The sequence below is a fragment of the Microbacterium maritypicum genome (genome assembly GCF_041529975.1).
Classification (GTDB): Bacteria; Actinomycetota; Actinomycetes; order Actinomycetales; family Microbacteriaceae; genus Microbacterium.
This window is the reverse complement of record NZ_CP168030.1, coordinates 3,352,039-3,368,469: the sequence shown is the minus strand read 5'-3', so window position 1 is coordinate 3,368,469 and position 16,431 is coordinate 3,352,039. Positions and strand designations below refer to the sequence as shown.

Here is a 16,431-nt window from a genome sequence, read left to right as displayed (position 1 = left end):
TCAGCGCAGGAGGCTGTGACGGGCAGCGCCACCGCAGGGGGGAGGCCGTCTCTGGGGGAGACGGCTGCGGTGACGCTGCCCTCTCGGAGCGCTCAGGCCGGTGGGGAATCCGGGTCGAGCGTCTTCAACGTGTCTTCCTCGGCCGCGTTGTCGGCGTCGAGTTGGTCTTCGGTGCCCTCGTCGCCGCCCAGCGCCGCGCGGTGACCCTGGCCGGCATCGCCCTGGATGGCGCCGCCGGTCGATTCGCCGCGCGAGCTGTCGCCCTGGATCGCGCCGCCGGTGCCGTCGCCCTGACCGGCATCCTCATCGGGGACGCCGACGCCGGGAGCGCCCTCGGCCGGGTCCTGCGGGTGGGGTGTGCGTTCCGTGTTGTCGTCCATGCACCGACGGTACGTACGTCATGTGCACTCCGTAGAGGGCGTTGACAAACCGAGGAAAGACGCTCAGCCCTCGAGGTCGTTCCTCTTCGCCGTGCGGATGGGCGTGGTGACGGCTGCTTCGTCGCTGAACTCGATCGGGTCGGGCCGCTCGACCACACTCAGTGGCCGGGTCTCGTCGAGGGTGAGCAGGAAGCGGCGGTTCTCGGCGCGGCGCAGGCGGCCCGAGGTCGCCACCCAGATCACCCCGATCGCGCAGGCGACGAATCCGGCCGTGCCGCCGAGCATGATGGCCGCGCGCGGGCCGAAGGAGTCGGCGACCCACCCGGCGATGGGAGCACCCACCGGGGTCGAGCCCATGATCACGGCCATGTACAGCGCGAGCACGCGCCCGCGCAGCGCCGGCTCGGTGGTGATCTGCACGTACCCGTTGGCCGTGGTGAGCAGCGTCACGATCATGAAGCCGGTGAAGGTCAGGGTGACGGCATACGAGGCATACGTCGGCATGGCGGACGACACGAACGCGGCGATGCCGAATCCGCCGGCGGCGAGGATCACCACGCGCACCCGCGCGCGATCCCGGCGTGCCGCGAGCAGGGCGCCGATCAGCGAGCCGATCGCGAGCACCGAGCTGAGCACGCCGTAGCCGTCGGCGCCCGCGCCGAACTCGAGCGCCATGGTCGAGGCGAAGATCGGGAAGTTCATGCCGAACGCGCCGATCAGGAACACCGTGACGAACACGACCCGCAGGTCGCTGCGCCCCCACACGTAGCGGAACCCGGCCGCGAGTCCGCCGCGGTTGCGGTTCTTCAGCCGTGGCGCGAGCAGGCCGGTGCGCAGCATCGACAGCGCGAGGATCATCGCGAGGAAGGTCGCGGCGTTCACGATGAAGACCCAGCCGGAGCCGATCGCCACGATCAGCAGACCGCCGACCGCCGGGCCGACCATGCGGGCGAGGTTGAAGGATGCCGAGTTCAGGGCGACCGCGTTCGAGGTGTCGCCCGTCGACACCATGTCGGAGACGAACGCCTGCCGGGCCGGAGCGTCGAACGCGTTCACGACACCGAAACCGAGGGCGAAGGCGAACATCATCGGCAGGGTCATCACATCGTTCAGCAGCAGCACGCCCACCGCGATCGCGAGGGCCAGGAGCGCCGACTGGGTGGCGAACAGGATGTGGCGTCGGTCGAAGCGGTCGGCCACCCAGCCGGTGAGGCTCACCAGCACGAGCGGCGGACCGAACTGCAGCGCCATGGTGACGCCCATCGCGGTGGCGTCGTTGTCGGTCAGCTCGGTGAGCACGACCCAGTCCTGGGCAGTGGCCTGCATCCAGCCGCCGACGTTCGAGACGAGGGCGCCGGCGAACCAGATGCGGTAGTTGATGTTCGCGAAGGAACGGAACATCGCACTCATCGCTCCACCACCCTCCGCATCAGAGCGCTCGCTTCTCGGAGAGTGGTGAGCTCGGCCTCGGTGTACTCGACCTCGCGCAGCATGTCGGCCAGCAGCTCGTCGCGGCGGCGGATCGTCTCGACGACGAGCTCGATGCCCGCGTCGGTGATGTCGACCTGCACGCGGCGGCGGTCTTCCTCGTCGGGAGTGCGGACGACGAAGCCCTGCTCCTCGAGTCCGTTGATGGTGCTGGTCATCGACGGTGCGGTCACGCGCTCGCGCACGGCGAGGGTCGAGATCGTGCGGCGGCCGTTCATGCGCAGGTCGGCGAGCACCGCCAGCTGGGCATCGCTCATCGAGTCGGCCGCGCGGGCGCAGCGGAGGCGACGGGCCAGGCGGAACGTGGCCATGCGCAGGTCTGTGGCGGTGAGGGCGAGGGATTCATCGGACGCAGACATTACTTAGATAGCCTATCTAATTTTTCTGACACTGTCTCGGCACCGGGCACAATGGAGGAGTGACCCGAACACTCGCCTTGGAAATCGCCGTGCAGGACCCCGCCGGAGTGCGCATCGCCGCCGAGATCGGCGCCGACCGCGTCGAGCTCGCCACGGCGCTCGCCCTCGGCGGACTGACCCCGTCTCCCGCGACGCTCGAGCTGGCGGTCGAGGCAGCCGGAGCAGACGGGCCCGAGGTGCACGTGCTCGTCCGGCCGCGCGGCGGCGGCTTCCACTACACCGACGACGAGCTGGCGATCACCGAGCGCGACGTGCGTCGCGCGATCGCTGCGGGTGCGACCGGCGTCGTCATCGGCGCGCTCGACGCGGCGGGGCACCTCGACCTGTTCGCCATGGCCCGGCTCCGCGATGCCGCGGGCGGAGCGCCCGTCACCCTGCACCGCGCCATCGACGTGACGGCCGACCCCGTGGCGACGCTGCGCAGCGCCAGGGAACTCGGCCTGCGCCGCGTGCTGACCTCGGGCGGGGCATCCGCCGCGATCGACGGCATCGACACCCTGCGCGCGCTCGTCGCCGCGGCCGAGGGCGAGATCGAGATCATGGCCGGCAGCGGAGTCGACGTCGCGAGTGCCCCGGTGCTCGCCGCGGCGGGGGTGGACGCGATCCACTTCTCCGCCAAGCGCTCGGTGATCGAGGAGGGCGGCGTGCGGATGGGCTCCGCCTCCGACGGCGTCGGCGGCTACGAGGTCACCGACCGCGACATCGCCTTCGCGATCCGGGATGCCGTCGCGCGGTAGGCGGTGCGGGTGCGCGGTCGCTAGGCTCGCAGCGTGACGGATACGCGCGAGTTCACCGACGCCCATGGCGTGGCCATCGTCTATGACGTGCATCCGGCTGCGGGTACTCCGCGCGGAGTCGTGCAGCTCCTGCACGGCGTCGGCGAGCATGCCGGACGATACGGCGCTCTGATCGGCGCCCTCACCGAGGCCGGCTTCCACGTCTACGCCGACGACCACCGGGGCCATGGCCGCACCGGCATCCGTCAGCACGGCGGACCCGAGAAGCTGGGGCGACTCGGCGTCGGCGGACTCCGCGCTGCCGAGGATGCCGTCTGGCAGCTGACCGGAATCATCCGCGACGAGAACCCCGACCTGCCGCTCGTGCTGCTCGGCCACTCGTGGGGTTCGTTCCTGGCGCAGATGCTCGTGAACCACCACCCGGAGGCGTGGGATGCCGTGATCCTCTCGGGCTCCGCGCTGCGCACCCCCGGGTTCCTCAACGCGGCACCCCTGAACGCGCGGTGGGCGAAGGACGAAGGCGCCACGGGGCTCGAATGGCTCAGCCGCGATCCCGCCGTGTGGGCCGCGTTCGCCGACGATCCGCTCACGACCGACGTCCCGCTGCTCAAGCTCTTCGGTCCGATCGAGGCCGCGCGGCTCTACGGGCGTCCGGCCAAGGACCTGGGCCGCGACATCCCGATGCTGCTCCTCGTCGGTCGCGATGACCCGGTGGGCGGACCCCGCAGCGTGCACAAGCTCGCCGACGAGTACCGCAGCCGGTCCGGGCTCACCGACGTCACGACCCTCGTGTACCCGGATGCGCGCCACGAGATCTTCGCCGAGCTGCAGCAGGAAGAGGTGCGCGCCGACGTGCTCGCCTGGCTCGACGCGCACATCCCCGCGCGCTGAGCAACGCGCCTCGCATTCCCGCTTCCGTGCGGTGTGACGCGACGTTACGCCCGGTGAAGGCGTGTGACGGACCCATTCTCCGGGCTCGGAGACGACCGTAGATTCGGGTCAGTATTCCGCGCAGGAGCGAGGAGCGCGCCGTTGTGGGCTGCCCTCGCACGGGAGGGACCGCACCGATGGGCTTCGTGAAGGACTGGCAGGACTGGCACGCGTCGCGCGAGCGCTACGCAGGGTCGGAGTATGGTCCGTCGGCGCTCGAGTCGACGAACTGGCTCATCACGGAGGCGGCAGCGGTCGACGGCATCCCCGGGCTCTGGGCGCTGACCGGCGACGGCGGCATCCGGGGGAGCGAGCTCGGTCAGGCGGGATCGACCGTGGTCCTGCGCGGTACGGAGAGTGTCCGCCTCGGCAGGCGTGAGCTGCGGGTGTTCGATCGCCACGGTGCGCTGGCACTGCGCGTGCTGAATCCGGCACGGCCGCAGCGCGAGTGGTTCACCGCGATCGACGCCTACGCGCCCGACGAGCGTTGGCGACTCCCGGCGGTGTTCGAGGAGACGCCGGATGAGCAGATCCTGATCACATCGGTCGACGGTGAGGCGCGGGAGACGCCGGTCGCCGGGCGGTTGCGGTTCGAACTGGCGGGGGCAGCCCAGACACTCACCGTCACCCGGAACGGACAGGGCGCGCTGAGCGCGGTCTTCGCCGACGGCACCAACGGGCTGGAGACGTACCGGTTCCGGTTCCTGCCGGTCGACGAGCCCGCCGCCGATGGTACGGCCGTGATCGACTTCAACCGCGCCTATCTGCCGCCGTGCGCGTTCTCGGACCAGTACGTCTGCCCGCTGCCGCCCGCCGGCAACCGGTACTCGACACCGATCCGTGCCGGGGAACGCGTGGTCGTGCTCGGGGGGTGATCCGTCCGGCGGGTGATCCGCCGCCGACCCGCCGAATCAGGGCTCTCGCGGCTTAAGCTGGAACCGTGCACGGTGAATACAAGGTCCCAGGTGGAAAGCTCGTCGTCGTCGACCTCGAGATCGAGGACGACCGGATCGCCCGCTTCCGCCTCGCCGGCGACTTCTTCCTCGAGCCGGACTCGGCGCTGGACGACATCAACGCCGCGGTCAACGGGATGCCCGCCGAGACGGACTCGACGGCCATCGCCGCGGCCGTCCGCAGCGCCCTTCCGGATGGCGCTCAGCTGCTCGGCTTCTCGCCCGAAGCCGTCGGCACCGCGGTGCGTCGCGCGCTCGTGACGGCCCCGGGGTGGCGCGACTTCGACTGGGAGATCGTGCACGACAAGGCGGTCTCGCCGCGCATGAACCTCGCCCTCGACGAGGTGCTCACCGCCCGCGTCGGCGAGGGGCGCCGTCGTCCCACCCTGCGCATCTGGGAGTGGAACGAGTCGGCCGTCGTGATCGGGTCGTTCCAGTCGTACCGCAACGAGGTCGACCCCGAAGGCGCCGCACGGCACGGGTTCGACGTGGTCCGCCGCATCTCCGGCGGCGGGGCGATGCTCATGGCGGCGGGGCAGATCATCACGTACTCGCTGTATGTGCCGGCATCGCTCGTCGCCGGCATGACCTTCGCCGACTCGTACGCCTTCCTCGACGACTGGGTGCTGCAGGCGCTGCGGTCGCTCGGCATCGACGCGGTCTATCAGCCGCTCAACGACATCGCGAGCCCGACCGGCAAGATCGGCGGTGCCGCGCAGAAGCGCCTCGCCAACGGGGGAGTGCTGCACCACGCGACCCTGTCGTACGACATCGACGGCCAGGTCATGACCGAGGTGCTGCGCATCGGCCGCGAGAAGCTCAGCGACAAGGGCACCACCTCGGCCGCCAAGCGCGTCGACCCGCTGCGCAGCCAGACCGGACTCGAGCGCGCTGAGATCATCGAGCGGTTCAAGGACACCTTCCGCTCGCTGACCGACGCCGAGACCGGTGCGATCACGGCGGACGAGTATGCCGACGCGGAGGCTCTCGTCGAGTCGAAGTTCGCCACCGAGGCGTGGCTGCATCGGGTGCCGTGACCGCGGGCGCGGTCACCATCATCGAGGGCGACAACCTCGCCGTCGCGGCGACCCTGCCCACGGGTTCCTTCACGCTCGTGTACCTCGACCCGCCGTTCAACACCGGCCGGACGCAGGGCCGGCAGGTGGTCACCGCGCGCCGGACGTTCACAACTCCTCAAGAATCTGAGCCCGTCGCAGGTGCTGCCACGGAATCCGGCGACCAGGAGGGGGTGACAGGCGCAGATCTGAGGAGTTCTGAACCGCCGGAGCCCGAGACGGAGCCGGCGAGCGAGGTGCGGCACGGGTTCCACGGCCACGCGTACGAGCGGGTGCGCGGGATGCTGCGCGCGTACGACGACCGTTTCGATGACTACGGCTCCTTCCTGATGCCGCGGCTCGAGGAGGCGTGGCGGCTGCTCGCCGACGACGGCACGCTGTATCTGCACCTCGACTACCGTGAGGCGCACTACGCGAAGGTGATGCTCGACGCCGTGTTCGGGCGGGACTGCTTCCTCAACGAACTCATCTGGGCGTACGACTACGGCGCGAAGTCGCGCAGCCGCTGGCCCACGAAGCACGACACGATCCTCGTCTACGTGAAGAATCCGCGGGAGTACGTCTTCAACTCCGAAGAGGTCGACCGCGAGCCGTATATGGCGCCGGGACTGGTCACCGCCGAGAAGGCCGCGCGCGGCAAGCTGCCGACCGACGTCTGGTGGCACACGATCGTCCCGACGACCGGACGCGAGAAGACCGGCTATCCCACGCAGAAGCCGGAGGGGATCCTGCGCCGCATCGTGACCGCGTCGAGTCGCCCCGGCGACCGTGTGCTCGACCTCTTCGCCGGCAGCGGCACGACCGGGGCCGTGGCCTCGGCGCTCGGTCGCGATGCCGTGCTGGTCGATGACAACCCCGAGGCGATCGGGATCATGAAGACGCGGATGCCGCACGCCGAGGTGATCACGCCCGGCTGAGGGCGTTCGCGGTGTCGCCGCTCGCCGTCCACAGACGGGAGAATGCTGTGATGACGGATACCGACTTCGAGACGACCGCCGACCTCGTCGAGGTGACGACCACCGCAGGACGCGTGCGCGGCCGCTGGCGTCCGACCACCGGTGGTCGAGGCAATCCGCGGTCGGCGGCGTTCCTGGGCATCCCGTTCGCGGAGGCCCCGGTCGGTGAGCTGCGCTTCCAGGCGCCCGTGCCGAAGGCGCCGTGGGAGGGCGTGCGCGACGCGCTCGAGTTCGCCGCCACCGCGCAGCGCGGCGATCCCGGCGTCACTCTCATCCCCGAGCCGAGCGTCGAGGGCGAGTCGACACTCAACGTCAACGTGTTCACGCCGAGCCCGGCCCGCCCCGAGCAGGGAACCGGGCTCCCGGTGCTCGTCTGGATCCACGGCGGCGGGTACTTCGCCGGCTCGCCCGCGAGCGTCTGGTACGACGGCCGCAACTTCAACCGCGACGATGTCGTGACCGTGTCGATCTCGTACCGCCTCGGCTTCGACGGCTTCGGGTGGATCGAGGATGCTCCCTCGAACCGTGGTGTGCGCGACTGGCTGCTCGCGTTGGAATGGGTGCAGCAGAACATCGCCGCGTTCGGCGGCGACCCGTCGCGCGTGACGATCGCCGGCCAGTCCGCGGGCGGCGGTGCCGTGCTGACCCTGCTCGGCATGGAGAAGGCGCAGCACCTGTTCCACGGTGTCTACTCGATCTCCGGCGCGCTCGCCGATGTCGCCGCCACCCGTGCCGAGACGTTCGGTCGCGGGCTCGCCACCGCCGGCGGGGTCGAGCCGACCGTCGCCGGCTTCTCGTCGCTCTCCGAGGAGCGCATCCTCGAGCTGCAGAAGAAGGCGACCCAGCTCGGGCCGTCGTCGGTCGGCACCATGATCGAGGAGGGGCTGCCGCTCGGACCGCGCATCGACGGCGATCTGCTGCCACGGTCGACGCGCGAGGCGCTCGCCGCGGGTGTCGGCGCCGACAAGCCGCTCGTGCTCGGGGCGACCGACGACGAGTTCACCATGGTGTTCTCGGATGCGGCGAAGAAGCTGCGCTGGGTGCCCCGATCGCTGCTGCTGGGAAAGCTCGGGCTGCCGAAGGCCGCGCGCCGTGCGTACCTCGCCGCCAACGCCGACGTCACGGGACTCGGCAACGCGCGCGTCGCCGGGAGACTGCTGACCGACCGGATGTTCCGCTCGGCGCTGCTGAAGGTCGTCGCCGACCGCGGGGCCGCGCCGACCTGGGTGTACCGGTTCTCGTGGCCGTCGGGGCGCTTCGGTTTCGCGGAGCACTGCCTCGATGTGCCGTTCTTCTTCGACTGCCTCGACGGGCCCGCGATCGAGCCGCTCGCCGGCCCGAACCCGCCGCAGCAGCTGGCCGATGAGGTGCACGGCGCGGCGGTCGCGTTCGTCACGGGCGGGGATCCCGGGTGGCCGCGGCACGAGGGGGGTGCGGGCATCGTCCGGGTCTACGACGTGCCGACGCGCGACGTCCGCGATGCCTATGCCTCCGTGCGTCCGCTCCTGGGCGAGTCGTCCTGACGATCTGAGCCGACCTGCCGTCAGGCCACGTACACCTTGCGGAGCGTCTCGGTCACGGTCCAGGTCGTGCGCATGCCCTCGGCGAGACGCACGAGTGAGCCGGGGCCGACCTCGAGGTCGGGCAGCCCCGGCGAGGCGAACGAGATCGTGGCGCGGCCGCTCAGCACGACGAACACCTCGTCGGACTCGGTGTCGGTCGCAGTGCCCGGGGTCATCTCCCACACGCCGACCTCGACCCCGCCGAGACTCGCCAACGCGTGCACGGCGGTCGTCGGGGCGCCGGCGAGCACCTCGCCCGCGGGCAACGGCTCGTGCGCGAGTGCGAGACCACGGGCATCCACCCCGTTCCCCGCCGCGAGAGCGTTCACGAGTCGAAGCCCATGCCGACGGCGTCGAGCGTCTTGAGGAACAGGTTGCGCTTGCCCTCGTTGTGGTCGGCCCGGTTCATGGCCGCGCGCACCAGGTTCACGCCGATCGAGGCGGTGGGCTCCGGCGGGAACGGGATCGGCTTCTCGCGCACCATCCGCAGCTCGGTGCGCTCGGTCGCCTCGCCCGACAGCGTGTCGAGCATGACGTCGGCCGCGAAGCGCGCAGCACCGACGCCCAGTCCGGTGAAGCCGGTCGCATAGGTGACGCGGCCCTTGCGGGCGGTACCGAAGAACGCGCAGAAACGGCTCGACGAGTCGATCGCCCCGGCCCAGCGGTGGGTGAAGCGCAGGCCCTCCAACTGCGGGAAGGTCGTGAAGAAGTGCGAGGCGAGCTTGCGGTGGCTCTCGATGCGGTCCTCGTACTCGGGGCGCACCTTGCCGCCGTAGTGGTAGACCGCGTCGTAGCCGCCGAACAGGATGCGGTTGTCGGCGGTGAGCCGGTAGTAGTGGAACTGGTTCGCGCTGTCGGCGAGGCCCTGGCGGTTCGACCAGCCGATCGACGCGAGCTGTTCGGCGGAGAGCGGCTCGGTCATCAGCACGTAGTCGTAGACCGGCACGGTCATCAGGCGGTTGCGCTTGAGGAGCGAGGGGAACACGTTGGTGGCGAGGGCCACGGCATCCGCCACGACCCGACCGTTCGGCGTGACCAGCGTGATCGGACCGGAGCCGTCGCCTTCGATGGCGCGCACGATGCTGTGCTCGTAGACCTCGACGCCGAGGTCTGCGGCGACGCGGGCCAGCTCGACGCCCAGCTTGGCCGGGTGCACCATCGCCGAGCCCTCGCGGTCCCAGGCTCCGGCGAGGAACGTCTCGGAGTGCACCTCCGCCTGCACGGCTTCGCGGTCGAGGAAGCCCGGTTCGTCCCGGAGCCACTCGACCTGATGCGGCTCCACCGCCACGGCCAGCTGACCGGTGCGCTCGAACTCCGCGTCCATGCCGTAGCGTGCGACGGTCTGCTCGATGCCGTCGAGGTTCTCGTGGCCCAGCTCCTCGAGCCGGTCGATCTCCTCGGGCCAGCGGGTGACCCCGTTCTCGTGACCGTGGGTGAGGCTCGACTCGCAGAAGCCGCCGTTGCGACCGGATGCCGCCCACGCGATCCGCGACGCCTCCAGGAGGACGACGCGGCGCTCGGGGTCGCGCTCTTTGGCGCGCACGGCCGTCCACAGTCCGGCGTAGCCGCCGCCGACGATCGCGAGGTCGGCGCGGACCGTGCCGTTCAGGCGCGGATGAGTCGGTCGATCGACATCATCGAGCCAGAACACGCGGAGCGCGGTGTCGCGCAGGGAGTCGTCGACGACCCCCTGCGGCGGCTGCCGGCGTTCGAAGACGGTGGTTCCCATGATCACTCCGATGCGTCAGGGGTGCGCCTCAGCGCGTTCCCCAGTTGTAGAGGTCTTTGTACAGGCCCGCGTAGAGCAGGCTCTCGGTGTGGACGATGCCCGGGATGGTGCGGATGCGGGTGGCGATGAGGGTGATCAGGTGCTCGTCGTCCTCGCACACGGCCTCGACGAGGATGTCGAACGTCCCGAGCGTGACGACGACGTAGGCCAGTTCGGGGATCGTGGTGAGCTCTTCGGCGATCGCGCGGGGGTCGCCGGAGACGCGGATGCCGATCATCGACATGCGGTGGAAGCCCAGCTGCATCGGATCGGTGACCGCGACGATCTGGATGATGCCGGCCTCGGTCATCCGCTGCACACGCTGGCGAGCAGCCGCCTCGCTGAGCCCGACCTCGCGCGCGATCTCGGCGTAGGGGCGGCGTCCGTCCTCCTGCAGGAGTTCGACGATGCGCTTCGAGATGTCGTCCAGTCCAGGCTGGGCAGGCTTGGGGCTCATCTGTCGATATTGACAGTCATGGCTCGATCCTGCAACTGATTCAGTCGTTGCGCGCGGCCGATATCTTCCGATTCCGCAGGTCGCGCGCTACCATGACGGCATGTCCCGCAGCCTTCTGAAGAACTCCGCGCCGTTGCAGAACTTCATCGGCGGTCGCTACGTGCCCGCGAGCGGGGCGGAACGGATGCCGCTCCTCGATCCTGTCACCGAAGCCACGTACGGCGAACTGCCGCTCTCCGACGGTGCCGACGTCGACGCTGCCTATGCCGCGGCATCCGCGGCCTTCCCGCTCTGGCGTGACACGACGCCCGCCGATCGGCAGCTGGCGCTGTTCCGCATCGCCGATGAGATGGAGTCGCGGGCCGAGGAGTTCGCCGACCTGGAATCGCAGGACACCGGCAAGCCGCGCGCCAGCCTCGTCGCCGACGAGATCATGCAGTCGGTCGATCAGCTGCGTTTCTTCGCCGGTGCCGCCCGCAGTCTCGAAGGCCGGGCCGCCGGGGAGTACCTCGCCGGGCACACGTCGTTCGTGCGTCGGGAGCCGATCGGCGTGATCGGTCAGGTGACGCCGTGGAACTATCCGCTGAACATGGCCGTCTGGAAGATCGCGCCTGCGCTCGCCGCCGGGAACACGGTCGTGCTCAAGCCCGCGGAGTCGACGCCGTTGACCACGCTTCTGCTCGCCGAGATCGTCGCGCTGCATACCCCGGTCGGCACTCTGAACGTCGTGCTGGGCGATCGCGACACGGGTGTGGCGCTGGTCGAGCATCCGATCCCGCAGATGGTCGCGATCACCGGTTCGGTGCGTGCGGGCATGGCGGTGGCGCGCTCGGCGGCGAACGACGTGAAGCGCGTGCACCTGGAACTCGGCGGCAAGGCGCCGGCGATCGTGTTCGCGGATGCCGTGCTCGAGAAGGCGGTCGACGGGATCATCACGGGGGCCTTCTTCAACGGCGGCCAGGACTGCACGGCGGCCACTCGGGTGCTGGTGCACGAGTCGCAGCACGACGAGCTCCTCGCCGCGCTGGTGGCGAGGGCGAAGACGCACGCGCGCACCGGAGGACCGCACGAGGAGGGGGTGCTCTACGGCCCGCTGAGCAGCGCGGCACAGCTCGCTCAGGTGCAGGGTTTCATCGACCGGCTTCCTGCACACGCGACCATCGAGACCGGCGGACGCCGCCAGGGAGACCGGGGCTACTTCTGGGAGGCCACGATCGTGTCGGGCGTGCGGCAGGACGACGAGGTCGTGCAGGGCGAGATCTTCGGCCCGGTGCTCACCGTGCAGGCGTTCGGATCCGACGACGAGGCGCTGGAGATGGCGAACGACGTGCCCTATGCGCTCGCCGCCTCGGTGTGGACGACGGATCATGCCAGGGCGATGCGGTTCTCGCGCGACCTCGACTTCGGCTGCGTGTGGATCAACACGCACATCCCGTTCGTGTCGGACATGCCCCACGGCGGGTTCAAGCACTCCGGATACGGCAAGGACCTCTCGCAGTACGGCTTCGATGACTACACCCGCATCAAGCACGTGATGAGCGCGCTCGACTGAGTGGCCGCGGCCGCGGAGCCCGCGCAACGCGCCGACCGTTCGAGTGTGAGGGTCAGTTCACGTGCGTCTGGAGCCAGGGCATGGGGTCGATGGCGACGGTGTTGATGTGGACCTCGAAGTGCAGGCAGGAGCCGAACACGTAGCCGGTCGATCCGACGTCGCCGATGTACTGACCTTCGTCGACACAGTCGCCGACCTCGACCGCACGGGTTCCGTAGTTCAGGTGCGAGTAGACGGTGCTCACGGCCTGTCCGTCGACGATGCTCTCGATCTGAATCGTCACGCCGTAGCCCTGGTAGCTCTCGGTGGAGCGGGAGACGCAGCCCTTCATCGCGGCGTTGATCGGGGTGCCCACGCCCGCGGCGAAGTCCTGGCCGAGGTGAGACCGGCCCGGCCGTGACGCACCGAAGCCATCGGTGAACGAGTAGGTCCCGTCTGCCATCGGCATGATGATGCGATCGGCGATGGGGATGTCGACGGCGCTTCCGAGCGGCATGCCGGCAGCGAGTGCCGCCGCGACGGCACGGGAGCGTGTCTCCTCGATCTCCTCGGGCGTCGTCGCCGAGAAGGTCCCGCGCGGAGCGATCTCCGCGCGGATCTCGTCCGAGGACGAGGACGCGGACGTGGATGTGTAGGACTGCGCGGCATCGGCAGCGGCCGCAGTGGTGAGGCTGGTGGTGGCGCCGGCGACGACTCCTTCGCTCCCGGTGGCGAGTGCGGGCAGTGCGGCGCCGGTGACCATCACGCCGATCGCGAATGTGGCGCCGAGCGCCTTGGCCTTCGCCCACGGACGCTTCGCGCGGCGGGGACGGACCGGAGACGATGCGGGCTTTCGCGCGAGACGCCCTCGCGGGCTCCGGGGGCGGCCGGGCGTGCCGGTGGCCTTCGGGTGCGACGGGCGTGGGGTGTCCGTGGTGGCGGTGCTCGCGCCGACGGGAGACTGCGCGTCTGTGGCGGTGCTCGCGTCGACGGGAGACTGCGCGTCTGTGGCGGTGCTCGCGTCGACGGGAGACTGCGTCTCGGTGGCGGTCGCGGTCGCGGTGGCGGTGCTCGCGTCGACGGGAGACTGCGTCGCGGTGGATGCGTCGGCCGTGCGGGGAGGCTGTGCGTTCGAGGGCGCGTCCGCCGCGCGGGGAGCTTCAGGAGTCGTGGGGGCGGAGTTCCGCCGATCGCGCCGCAGCAGCGGGCGGGGTGCGACTGGTGCTTCTTCGGGGGCTTCCGGGGCGTCGTGAGCGCGCTCGGGTGGCAGGGAGTTCGTGACGGAGTCCTTCCGGAGGGCAGATGTACGCGGCGGTCGATCCCCCCGGATGCCACCGTTACCGATCTGTAATTTAGTTGGCGAACCTGTGAGCGTCAAATCGAAGAGCGGATGCTCGACGTCATTTCGACGACGGATGCTCGGTCTCCAGCGACATCGGTGTGTGCGGTGTCGACGTGGATACTCACACTCTGCCCTGGTGGGGGCGTCCGCGTGCGTCGCAGTGCGGCGTGCTCTAGCCGGTGTGGTCAAGTGTTGCGTCGGTGTTTCTGTGGAGGGCGTGTCGGTGTTTCGCGTGTTTCGCGTGTTTCGGAATATCGCTCTGAACTGGGGTTATCGGGGTTTGAATGTCGGTGGCCCCGGGTTGACTTAGGGGTATGAACAACCCCGTGGAACTGCTCGTCCAGGTCGTCGCTGACCTGGATGCGGTGCTGCGCTCGGACGTGATCGCGGGGCTCGCGGACGACGAGAAGATGCAGGTTTTGCGGGTCGCGGGTGAGGTGCAGCGGCGGGTGGGGGCGGTGGTCGTGGAGACGGTCGCGTCGGTCGATGAGCGGCCGGCGGGGTCGGGGGAGCCGGCGTTCTGTGGGCGATATGGCTGTCGCACGGTGAACGAGTTGCTGCAGCGGGTGTTGCGCACGGATGCTGCGGGGGCGGGGCGGGTGGTGAAGGCCGCGAAGGCGGTGCGGCGGGAGGTGGGGGTGTCGTCGGGGGCGTGGTTGCCGGCGCGGTGGCCGGCGTTGCGGGTGGCGTTGGTGGACGGGACGATCGGGGTCGCGGGGCTGTTGGCGGCGATCGGGCCGATCGAGCAGGCCGGGTCCCGGGTCGGGACGGCGGACCGGTTGCGGGCGGATGCGGAGTTGGCCGCGTACGCGCGGGGAACCTCTGTTGCTGACCCGGATGCGGGTGCGGATGCGGAACCGGACGCTGGCGGGGATGTTGGACCGGCGGCGACGCCGGAGGATCTGCGGTTGTTGGCGCAGGTGATCGTGCAGTATCTCGACCCCGATGGTGCGGAACCCGCGGACGACATCGCGATGCGGGTGCGGGGGCTGACCCTCGGGCGCGCGAAAGACGGGGTGATCCCGGTCCGGGGACGGTTGCTGCCCGAGGTCGCGGGACAGTTGCAGCGCCTGTTCGACGCGTACCTGAACCCGAAAGTCGACGGACCACCCGTCCCCGGAGTCATGTTCCGGCCCACGGGGGAGACGGACGCCGATGAGGCCCACGCTCACGCGCACGACACCACCGGCGACACCGGGGCTCGGAATGGAAGCCCTGCAGACGACGATCCCGAGGCGGGAGGCGACGCGCTTCCGTCCGGTGACCCGGGGCGGATGGTCGACCCGCGTTCGCGGTCGCAGAAGCAGCACGACACCCTCGCCGCGATCCTCGGCATCGCCGCCCGCCATGACGACACCCCACGCCTGGGTGGGGGCGCGCCCACACTGGTGGTGTCCGTCACCGCCGACGACTACACGACCGGTCGCGGGTGGGCGCACGTCGACGGCATCGACACCCCCGTCTCCACCCGTGTCGCCGTCCACACCGCGTGCGCGGGCGGGGTGCAACGGGTGCTGTTCGACCCGCACGGGCGGATCATCGGCATCAGCACCACTGACCGGATCTTCACCGCGCATCAGCGTCGCGCGATCACCCTCCGCGACCGCGAGTGCCTCATCCCCGGCTGCCACGTCCCCGCGACCTGGTGCGAGATCCACCACGTCCACGAGCACGCCCACGGCGGCCCCACCCACACCGACAACGGCGTCGCCCTCTGCTGGCACCACCACAGAACCCTCGACACCAGCGGATGGGAGATCCGCATGCGCCACGGCACACCCCACGTCCGCGGACCCGCCTGGTGGGACCCCACCCGACGCTGGCGCACACCACAACCCCCGACACCACAACCCCCGACGCCACGAACAACGACCTCGCGAAACGACACGCGTTCTGTTCCGCTGCGGGTGTGAAGAGCTGCTGCGGGTGTGATCTGTCGTTGCCGGGAGGACGAGCGCCAGCCCACTCAGCGAACGAGGAGAGACACCGCGACGATGGCGAGGGAGACGGCGCCGAAGGCGGCGGCGAGCGCCGTCAAGGCGAGAAGCATCCCGCCTCCGGGCATCGCCTCGGAAGAGAGCTCCGCCGGTGTGGAGAGCTCCGCCGGTGTGGAGAGCTCCGCCGGTGTGGAGGAGGAGTGCAGGGCGGCGGTCGTCTGCAGCTGTCGGCGCCGGGCGGCCACCCAGAACGTGCATGCAGCGCCGATGCCGACAACTCCCGGCGCGAGTCCCCACGCAGCCGCGTCGGCCGGCAGCAGCAGGGGGAAGACCCTGAGGGAGACCACCGAGCCGATCGCGATGGCGAGCGCAGTCCGCCGCCACGCGAGTTCCGTGCGCTCCGGCTGCAGTCCCGGATCGAACGGACCCGAGACGAGTGCCCCCGGGGGGATGTGCCCCTGACCGGTCACCGCCAGAGCACCCCCGCCAGAACCAGCAGGCCGACGACCGTCACGACGACCGCGAGCACGATCGCAGAGAAGGCTCCCGGCAGCGGGCGCGACTGGCGCAGGGCGCGCTCCGCGCGCATCCACTCCCACCAGGCGAGGGGCGCGACCGCCGTGCCGGTGATCATCAGCAGCAGTGAGGCCGCGAGGCGGAAACCGGCGTGCAGGTCGAGGCCCAGGACTTCGAGGGCGACGCCACCCGCGATCAGCGCGAGGCCGGTGCGGGTCCACGCGAGGAACGTGCGCTCGTTCGCCAGAGAGAAACGCGGATCGGGTTCTTCGCCGATGCCGAACACCGAGGCGGGGAAACGTCGCATCGCCTCATCGTAGCGGCGGGGTGCGGCGGGGTGCGGCGGGGTGCGGCGGGGTGCGGCGCTCGCGGGGGAGCG

At 70.3% G+C, this 16,431-nt stretch carries 17 protein-coding genes; 8 read left to right on the top strand and 9 right to left on the bottom strand.

Annotation, left to right across the window (positions count from 1 at the left end; genetic code table 11):
* Window positions 1-92: 92 nt before the first annotated feature.
* The 3 genes from ACCO44_RS16310 to ACCO44_RS16300 form a co-directional block, all read right to left on the bottom strand.
* Window positions 93-380, bottom strand: coding sequence for a hypothetical protein (locus tag ACCO44_RS16310; RefSeq protein WP_262001590.1), 288 nt, complete (start codon window positions 378-380; stop codon window positions 93-95).
* Window positions 381-443: 63 nt separating this feature from the next.
* On the bottom strand, window positions 444-1,781 hold the full coding sequence (locus tag ACCO44_RS16305; RefSeq protein WP_372469422.1) for an MFS transporter: 1,338 nt from the start codon (window positions 1,779-1,781) through the stop codon (window positions 444-446).
* A gap of 5 nt (window positions 1,782-1,786) precedes the next feature.
* Window positions 1,787-2,227 (bottom strand): MarR family winged helix-turn-helix transcriptional regulator, encoded by a 441-nt coding sequence (locus ACCO44_RS16300; RefSeq protein ID WP_029262135.1) that lies wholly within the window; start codon window positions 2,225-2,227, stop codon window positions 1,787-1,789.
* A gap of 59 nt (window positions 2,228-2,286) precedes the next feature.
* Here ACCO44_RS16300 and ACCO44_RS16295 point away from each other — a divergent pair, with 59 nt between their 5' ends.
* The 6 genes from ACCO44_RS16295 to ACCO44_RS16270 all read left to right on the top strand — a co-directional run bounded on the left by ACCO44_RS16295 (window position 2,287) and on the right by ACCO44_RS16270 (window position 8,462).
* The gene (locus ACCO44_RS16295) at window positions 2,287-3,024 is read left to right on the top strand and encodes a copper homeostasis protein CutC (RefSeq protein WP_105711284.1); all 738 of its coding nucleotides are present in this window, start codon (window positions 2,287-2,289) and stop codon (window positions 3,022-3,024) included.
* Between the two features lie 33 nt (window positions 3,025-3,057).
* Window positions 3,058-3,915, top strand: a complete 858-nt coding sequence (locus tag ACCO44_RS16290; RefSeq protein ID WP_372467418.1) for an alpha/beta fold hydrolase — start codon at window positions 3,058-3,060, stop codon at window positions 3,913-3,915.
* 176 nt (window positions 3,916-4,091) lie between these two features.
* On the top strand, window positions 4,092-4,829 hold the full coding sequence (locus ACCO44_RS16285) for a DUF1684 domain-containing protein (RefSeq protein ID WP_372467417.1): 738 nt from the start codon (window positions 4,092-4,094) through the stop codon (window positions 4,827-4,829).
* Window positions 4,830-4,894: 65 nt separating this feature from the next.
* Window positions 4,895-5,944 (top strand): biotin/lipoate A/B protein ligase family protein, encoded by a 1,050-nt coding sequence (locus ACCO44_RS16280; protein ID WP_372467416.1) that lies wholly within the window; start codon window positions 4,895-4,897, stop codon window positions 5,942-5,944.
* Window positions 5,923-6,900 (top strand): site-specific DNA-methyltransferase, encoded by a 978-nt coding sequence (locus ACCO44_RS16275; RefSeq protein WP_372467413.1) that lies wholly within the window; start codon window positions 5,923-5,925, stop codon window positions 6,898-6,900. The genes ACCO44_RS16280 and ACCO44_RS16275 overlap by 22 nt, the downstream gene beginning before the upstream one ends.
* Before the next feature lie 50 nt (window positions 6,901-6,950).
* The gene (locus tag ACCO44_RS16270; protein ID WP_372467412.1) at window positions 6,951-8,462 is read left to right on the top strand and encodes a carboxylesterase/lipase family protein; all 1,512 of its coding nucleotides are present in this window, start codon (window positions 6,951-6,953) and stop codon (window positions 8,460-8,462) included.
* A 20-nt stretch (window positions 8,463-8,482) separates the two neighbouring features.
* Here ACCO44_RS16270 and ACCO44_RS16265 read toward each other — a convergent pair whose 3' ends face one another.
* The 3 genes from ACCO44_RS16265 to ACCO44_RS16255 are packed head-to-tail and all read right to left on the bottom strand — an operon-like array spanning window position 8,483 to window position 10,726.
* Window positions 8,483-8,830, bottom strand: a complete 348-nt coding sequence (locus ACCO44_RS16265) for a cupin domain-containing protein (protein WP_372467411.1) — start codon at window positions 8,828-8,830, stop codon at window positions 8,483-8,485.
* Window positions 8,827-10,230 (bottom strand): NAD(P)/FAD-dependent oxidoreductase, encoded by a 1,404-nt coding sequence (locus ACCO44_RS16260; protein WP_372467410.1) that lies wholly within the window; start codon window positions 10,228-10,230, stop codon window positions 8,827-8,829. The genes ACCO44_RS16265 and ACCO44_RS16260 overlap by 4 nt, the downstream gene beginning before the upstream one ends.
* Window positions 10,231-10,258: 28 nt before the next feature.
* Entirely contained in the window at window positions 10,259-10,726 is a 468-nt protein-coding gene (locus tag ACCO44_RS16255) for an Lrp/AsnC family transcriptional regulator (RefSeq protein ID WP_372467409.1), read from the bottom strand.
* 100 nt (window positions 10,727-10,826) lie between these two features.
* On the opposite strand from ACCO44_RS16255, the gene ACCO44_RS16250 reads away from it, so the two are divergent.
* The gene (locus tag ACCO44_RS16250; protein ID WP_372467408.1) at window positions 10,827-12,278 is read left to right on the top strand and encodes a gamma-aminobutyraldehyde dehydrogenase; all 1,452 of its coding nucleotides are present in this window, start codon (window positions 10,827-10,829) and stop codon (window positions 12,276-12,278) included.
* Between the two features lie 52 nt (window positions 12,279-12,330).
* Here the strand turns inward: ACCO44_RS16250 and ACCO44_RS16245 are convergent, their stop codons facing one another.
* Window positions 12,331-13,020: a M23 family metallopeptidase gene (locus ACCO44_RS16245; RefSeq protein WP_372469421.1), complete on the bottom strand. Its 690-nt coding sequence runs from the start codon at window positions 13,018-13,020 to the stop codon at window positions 12,331-12,333.
* Window positions 13,021-13,913: 893 nt separating this feature from the next.
* On the opposite strand from ACCO44_RS16245, the gene ACCO44_RS16240 reads away from it, so the two are divergent.
* The gene (locus ACCO44_RS16240; protein WP_372467407.1) at window positions 13,914-15,512 is read left to right on the top strand and encodes a DUF222 domain-containing protein; all 1,599 of its coding nucleotides are present in this window, start codon (window positions 13,914-13,916) and stop codon (window positions 15,510-15,512) included.
* A gap of 53 nt (window positions 15,513-15,565) precedes the next feature.
* Here the strand turns inward: ACCO44_RS16240 and ACCO44_RS16235 are convergent, their stop codons facing one another.
* Window positions 15,566-16,006 carry a DUF202 domain-containing protein gene (locus tag ACCO44_RS16235; protein WP_262000564.1) on the bottom strand — a complete coding sequence of 147 codons (441 nt, stop codon included), beginning with the start codon at window positions 16,004-16,006 and terminating at the stop codon, window positions 15,566-15,568.
* Window positions 16,003-16,359, bottom strand: coding sequence for a YidH family protein (locus ACCO44_RS16230; protein ID WP_029263052.1), 357 nt, complete (start codon window positions 16,357-16,359; stop codon window positions 16,003-16,005). Before ACCO44_RS16230 ends, ACCO44_RS16235 begins: the two co-directional genes overlap by 4 nt.
* Window positions 16,360-16,431 lie beyond the last annotated feature (72 nt).

Bases quoted from the DNA above. Each gene is read 5' to 3' on its own strand.
- ACCO44_RS16270 (WP_372467412.1), top strand. From the start codon at position 6,951: ATGACGGATACCGACTTCGAGACGACCGCCGACCTCGTCGAGGTGACG.
- ACCO44_RS16260 (WP_372467410.1), bottom strand. From the start codon at position 10,230: ATGGGAACCACCGTCTTCGAACGCCGGCAGCCGCCGCAGGGGGTCGTC.
- ACCO44_RS16250 (WP_372467408.1), top strand. From the start codon at position 10,827: ATGTCCCGCAGCCTTCTGAAGAACTCCGCGCCGTTGCAGAACTTCATC.
- ACCO44_RS16285 (WP_372467417.1), top strand. From the start codon at position 4,092: ATGGGCTTCGTGAAGGACTGGCAGGACTGGCACGCGTCGCGCGAGCGC.
- ACCO44_RS16255 (WP_372467409.1), bottom strand. From the start codon at position 10,726: ATGAGCCCCAAGCCTGCCCAGCCTGGACTGGACGACATCTCGAAGCGC.
- ACCO44_RS16300 (WP_029262135.1), bottom strand. From the start codon at position 2,227: ATGTCTGCGTCCGATGAATCCCTCGCCCTCACCGCCACAGACCTGCGC.
- ACCO44_RS16245 (WP_372469421.1), bottom strand. From the start codon at position 13,020: ATGGTCACCGGCGCCGCACTGCCCGCACTCGCCACCGGGAGCGAAGGA.
- ACCO44_RS16230 (WP_029263052.1), bottom strand. From the start codon at position 16,359: ATGCGACGTTTCCCCGCCTCGGTGTTCGGCATCGGCGAAGAACCCGAT.
- ACCO44_RS16240 (WP_372467407.1), top strand. From the start codon at position 13,914: ATGAACAACCCCGTGGAACTGCTCGTCCAGGTCGTCGCTGACCTGGAT.
- ACCO44_RS16310 (WP_262001590.1), bottom strand. From the start codon at position 380: ATGGACGACAACACGGAACGCACACCCCACCCGCAGGACCCGGCCGAG.
- ACCO44_RS16305 (WP_372469422.1), bottom strand. From the start codon at position 1,781: ATGTTCCGTTCCTTCGCGAACATCAACTACCGCATCTGGTTCGCCGGC.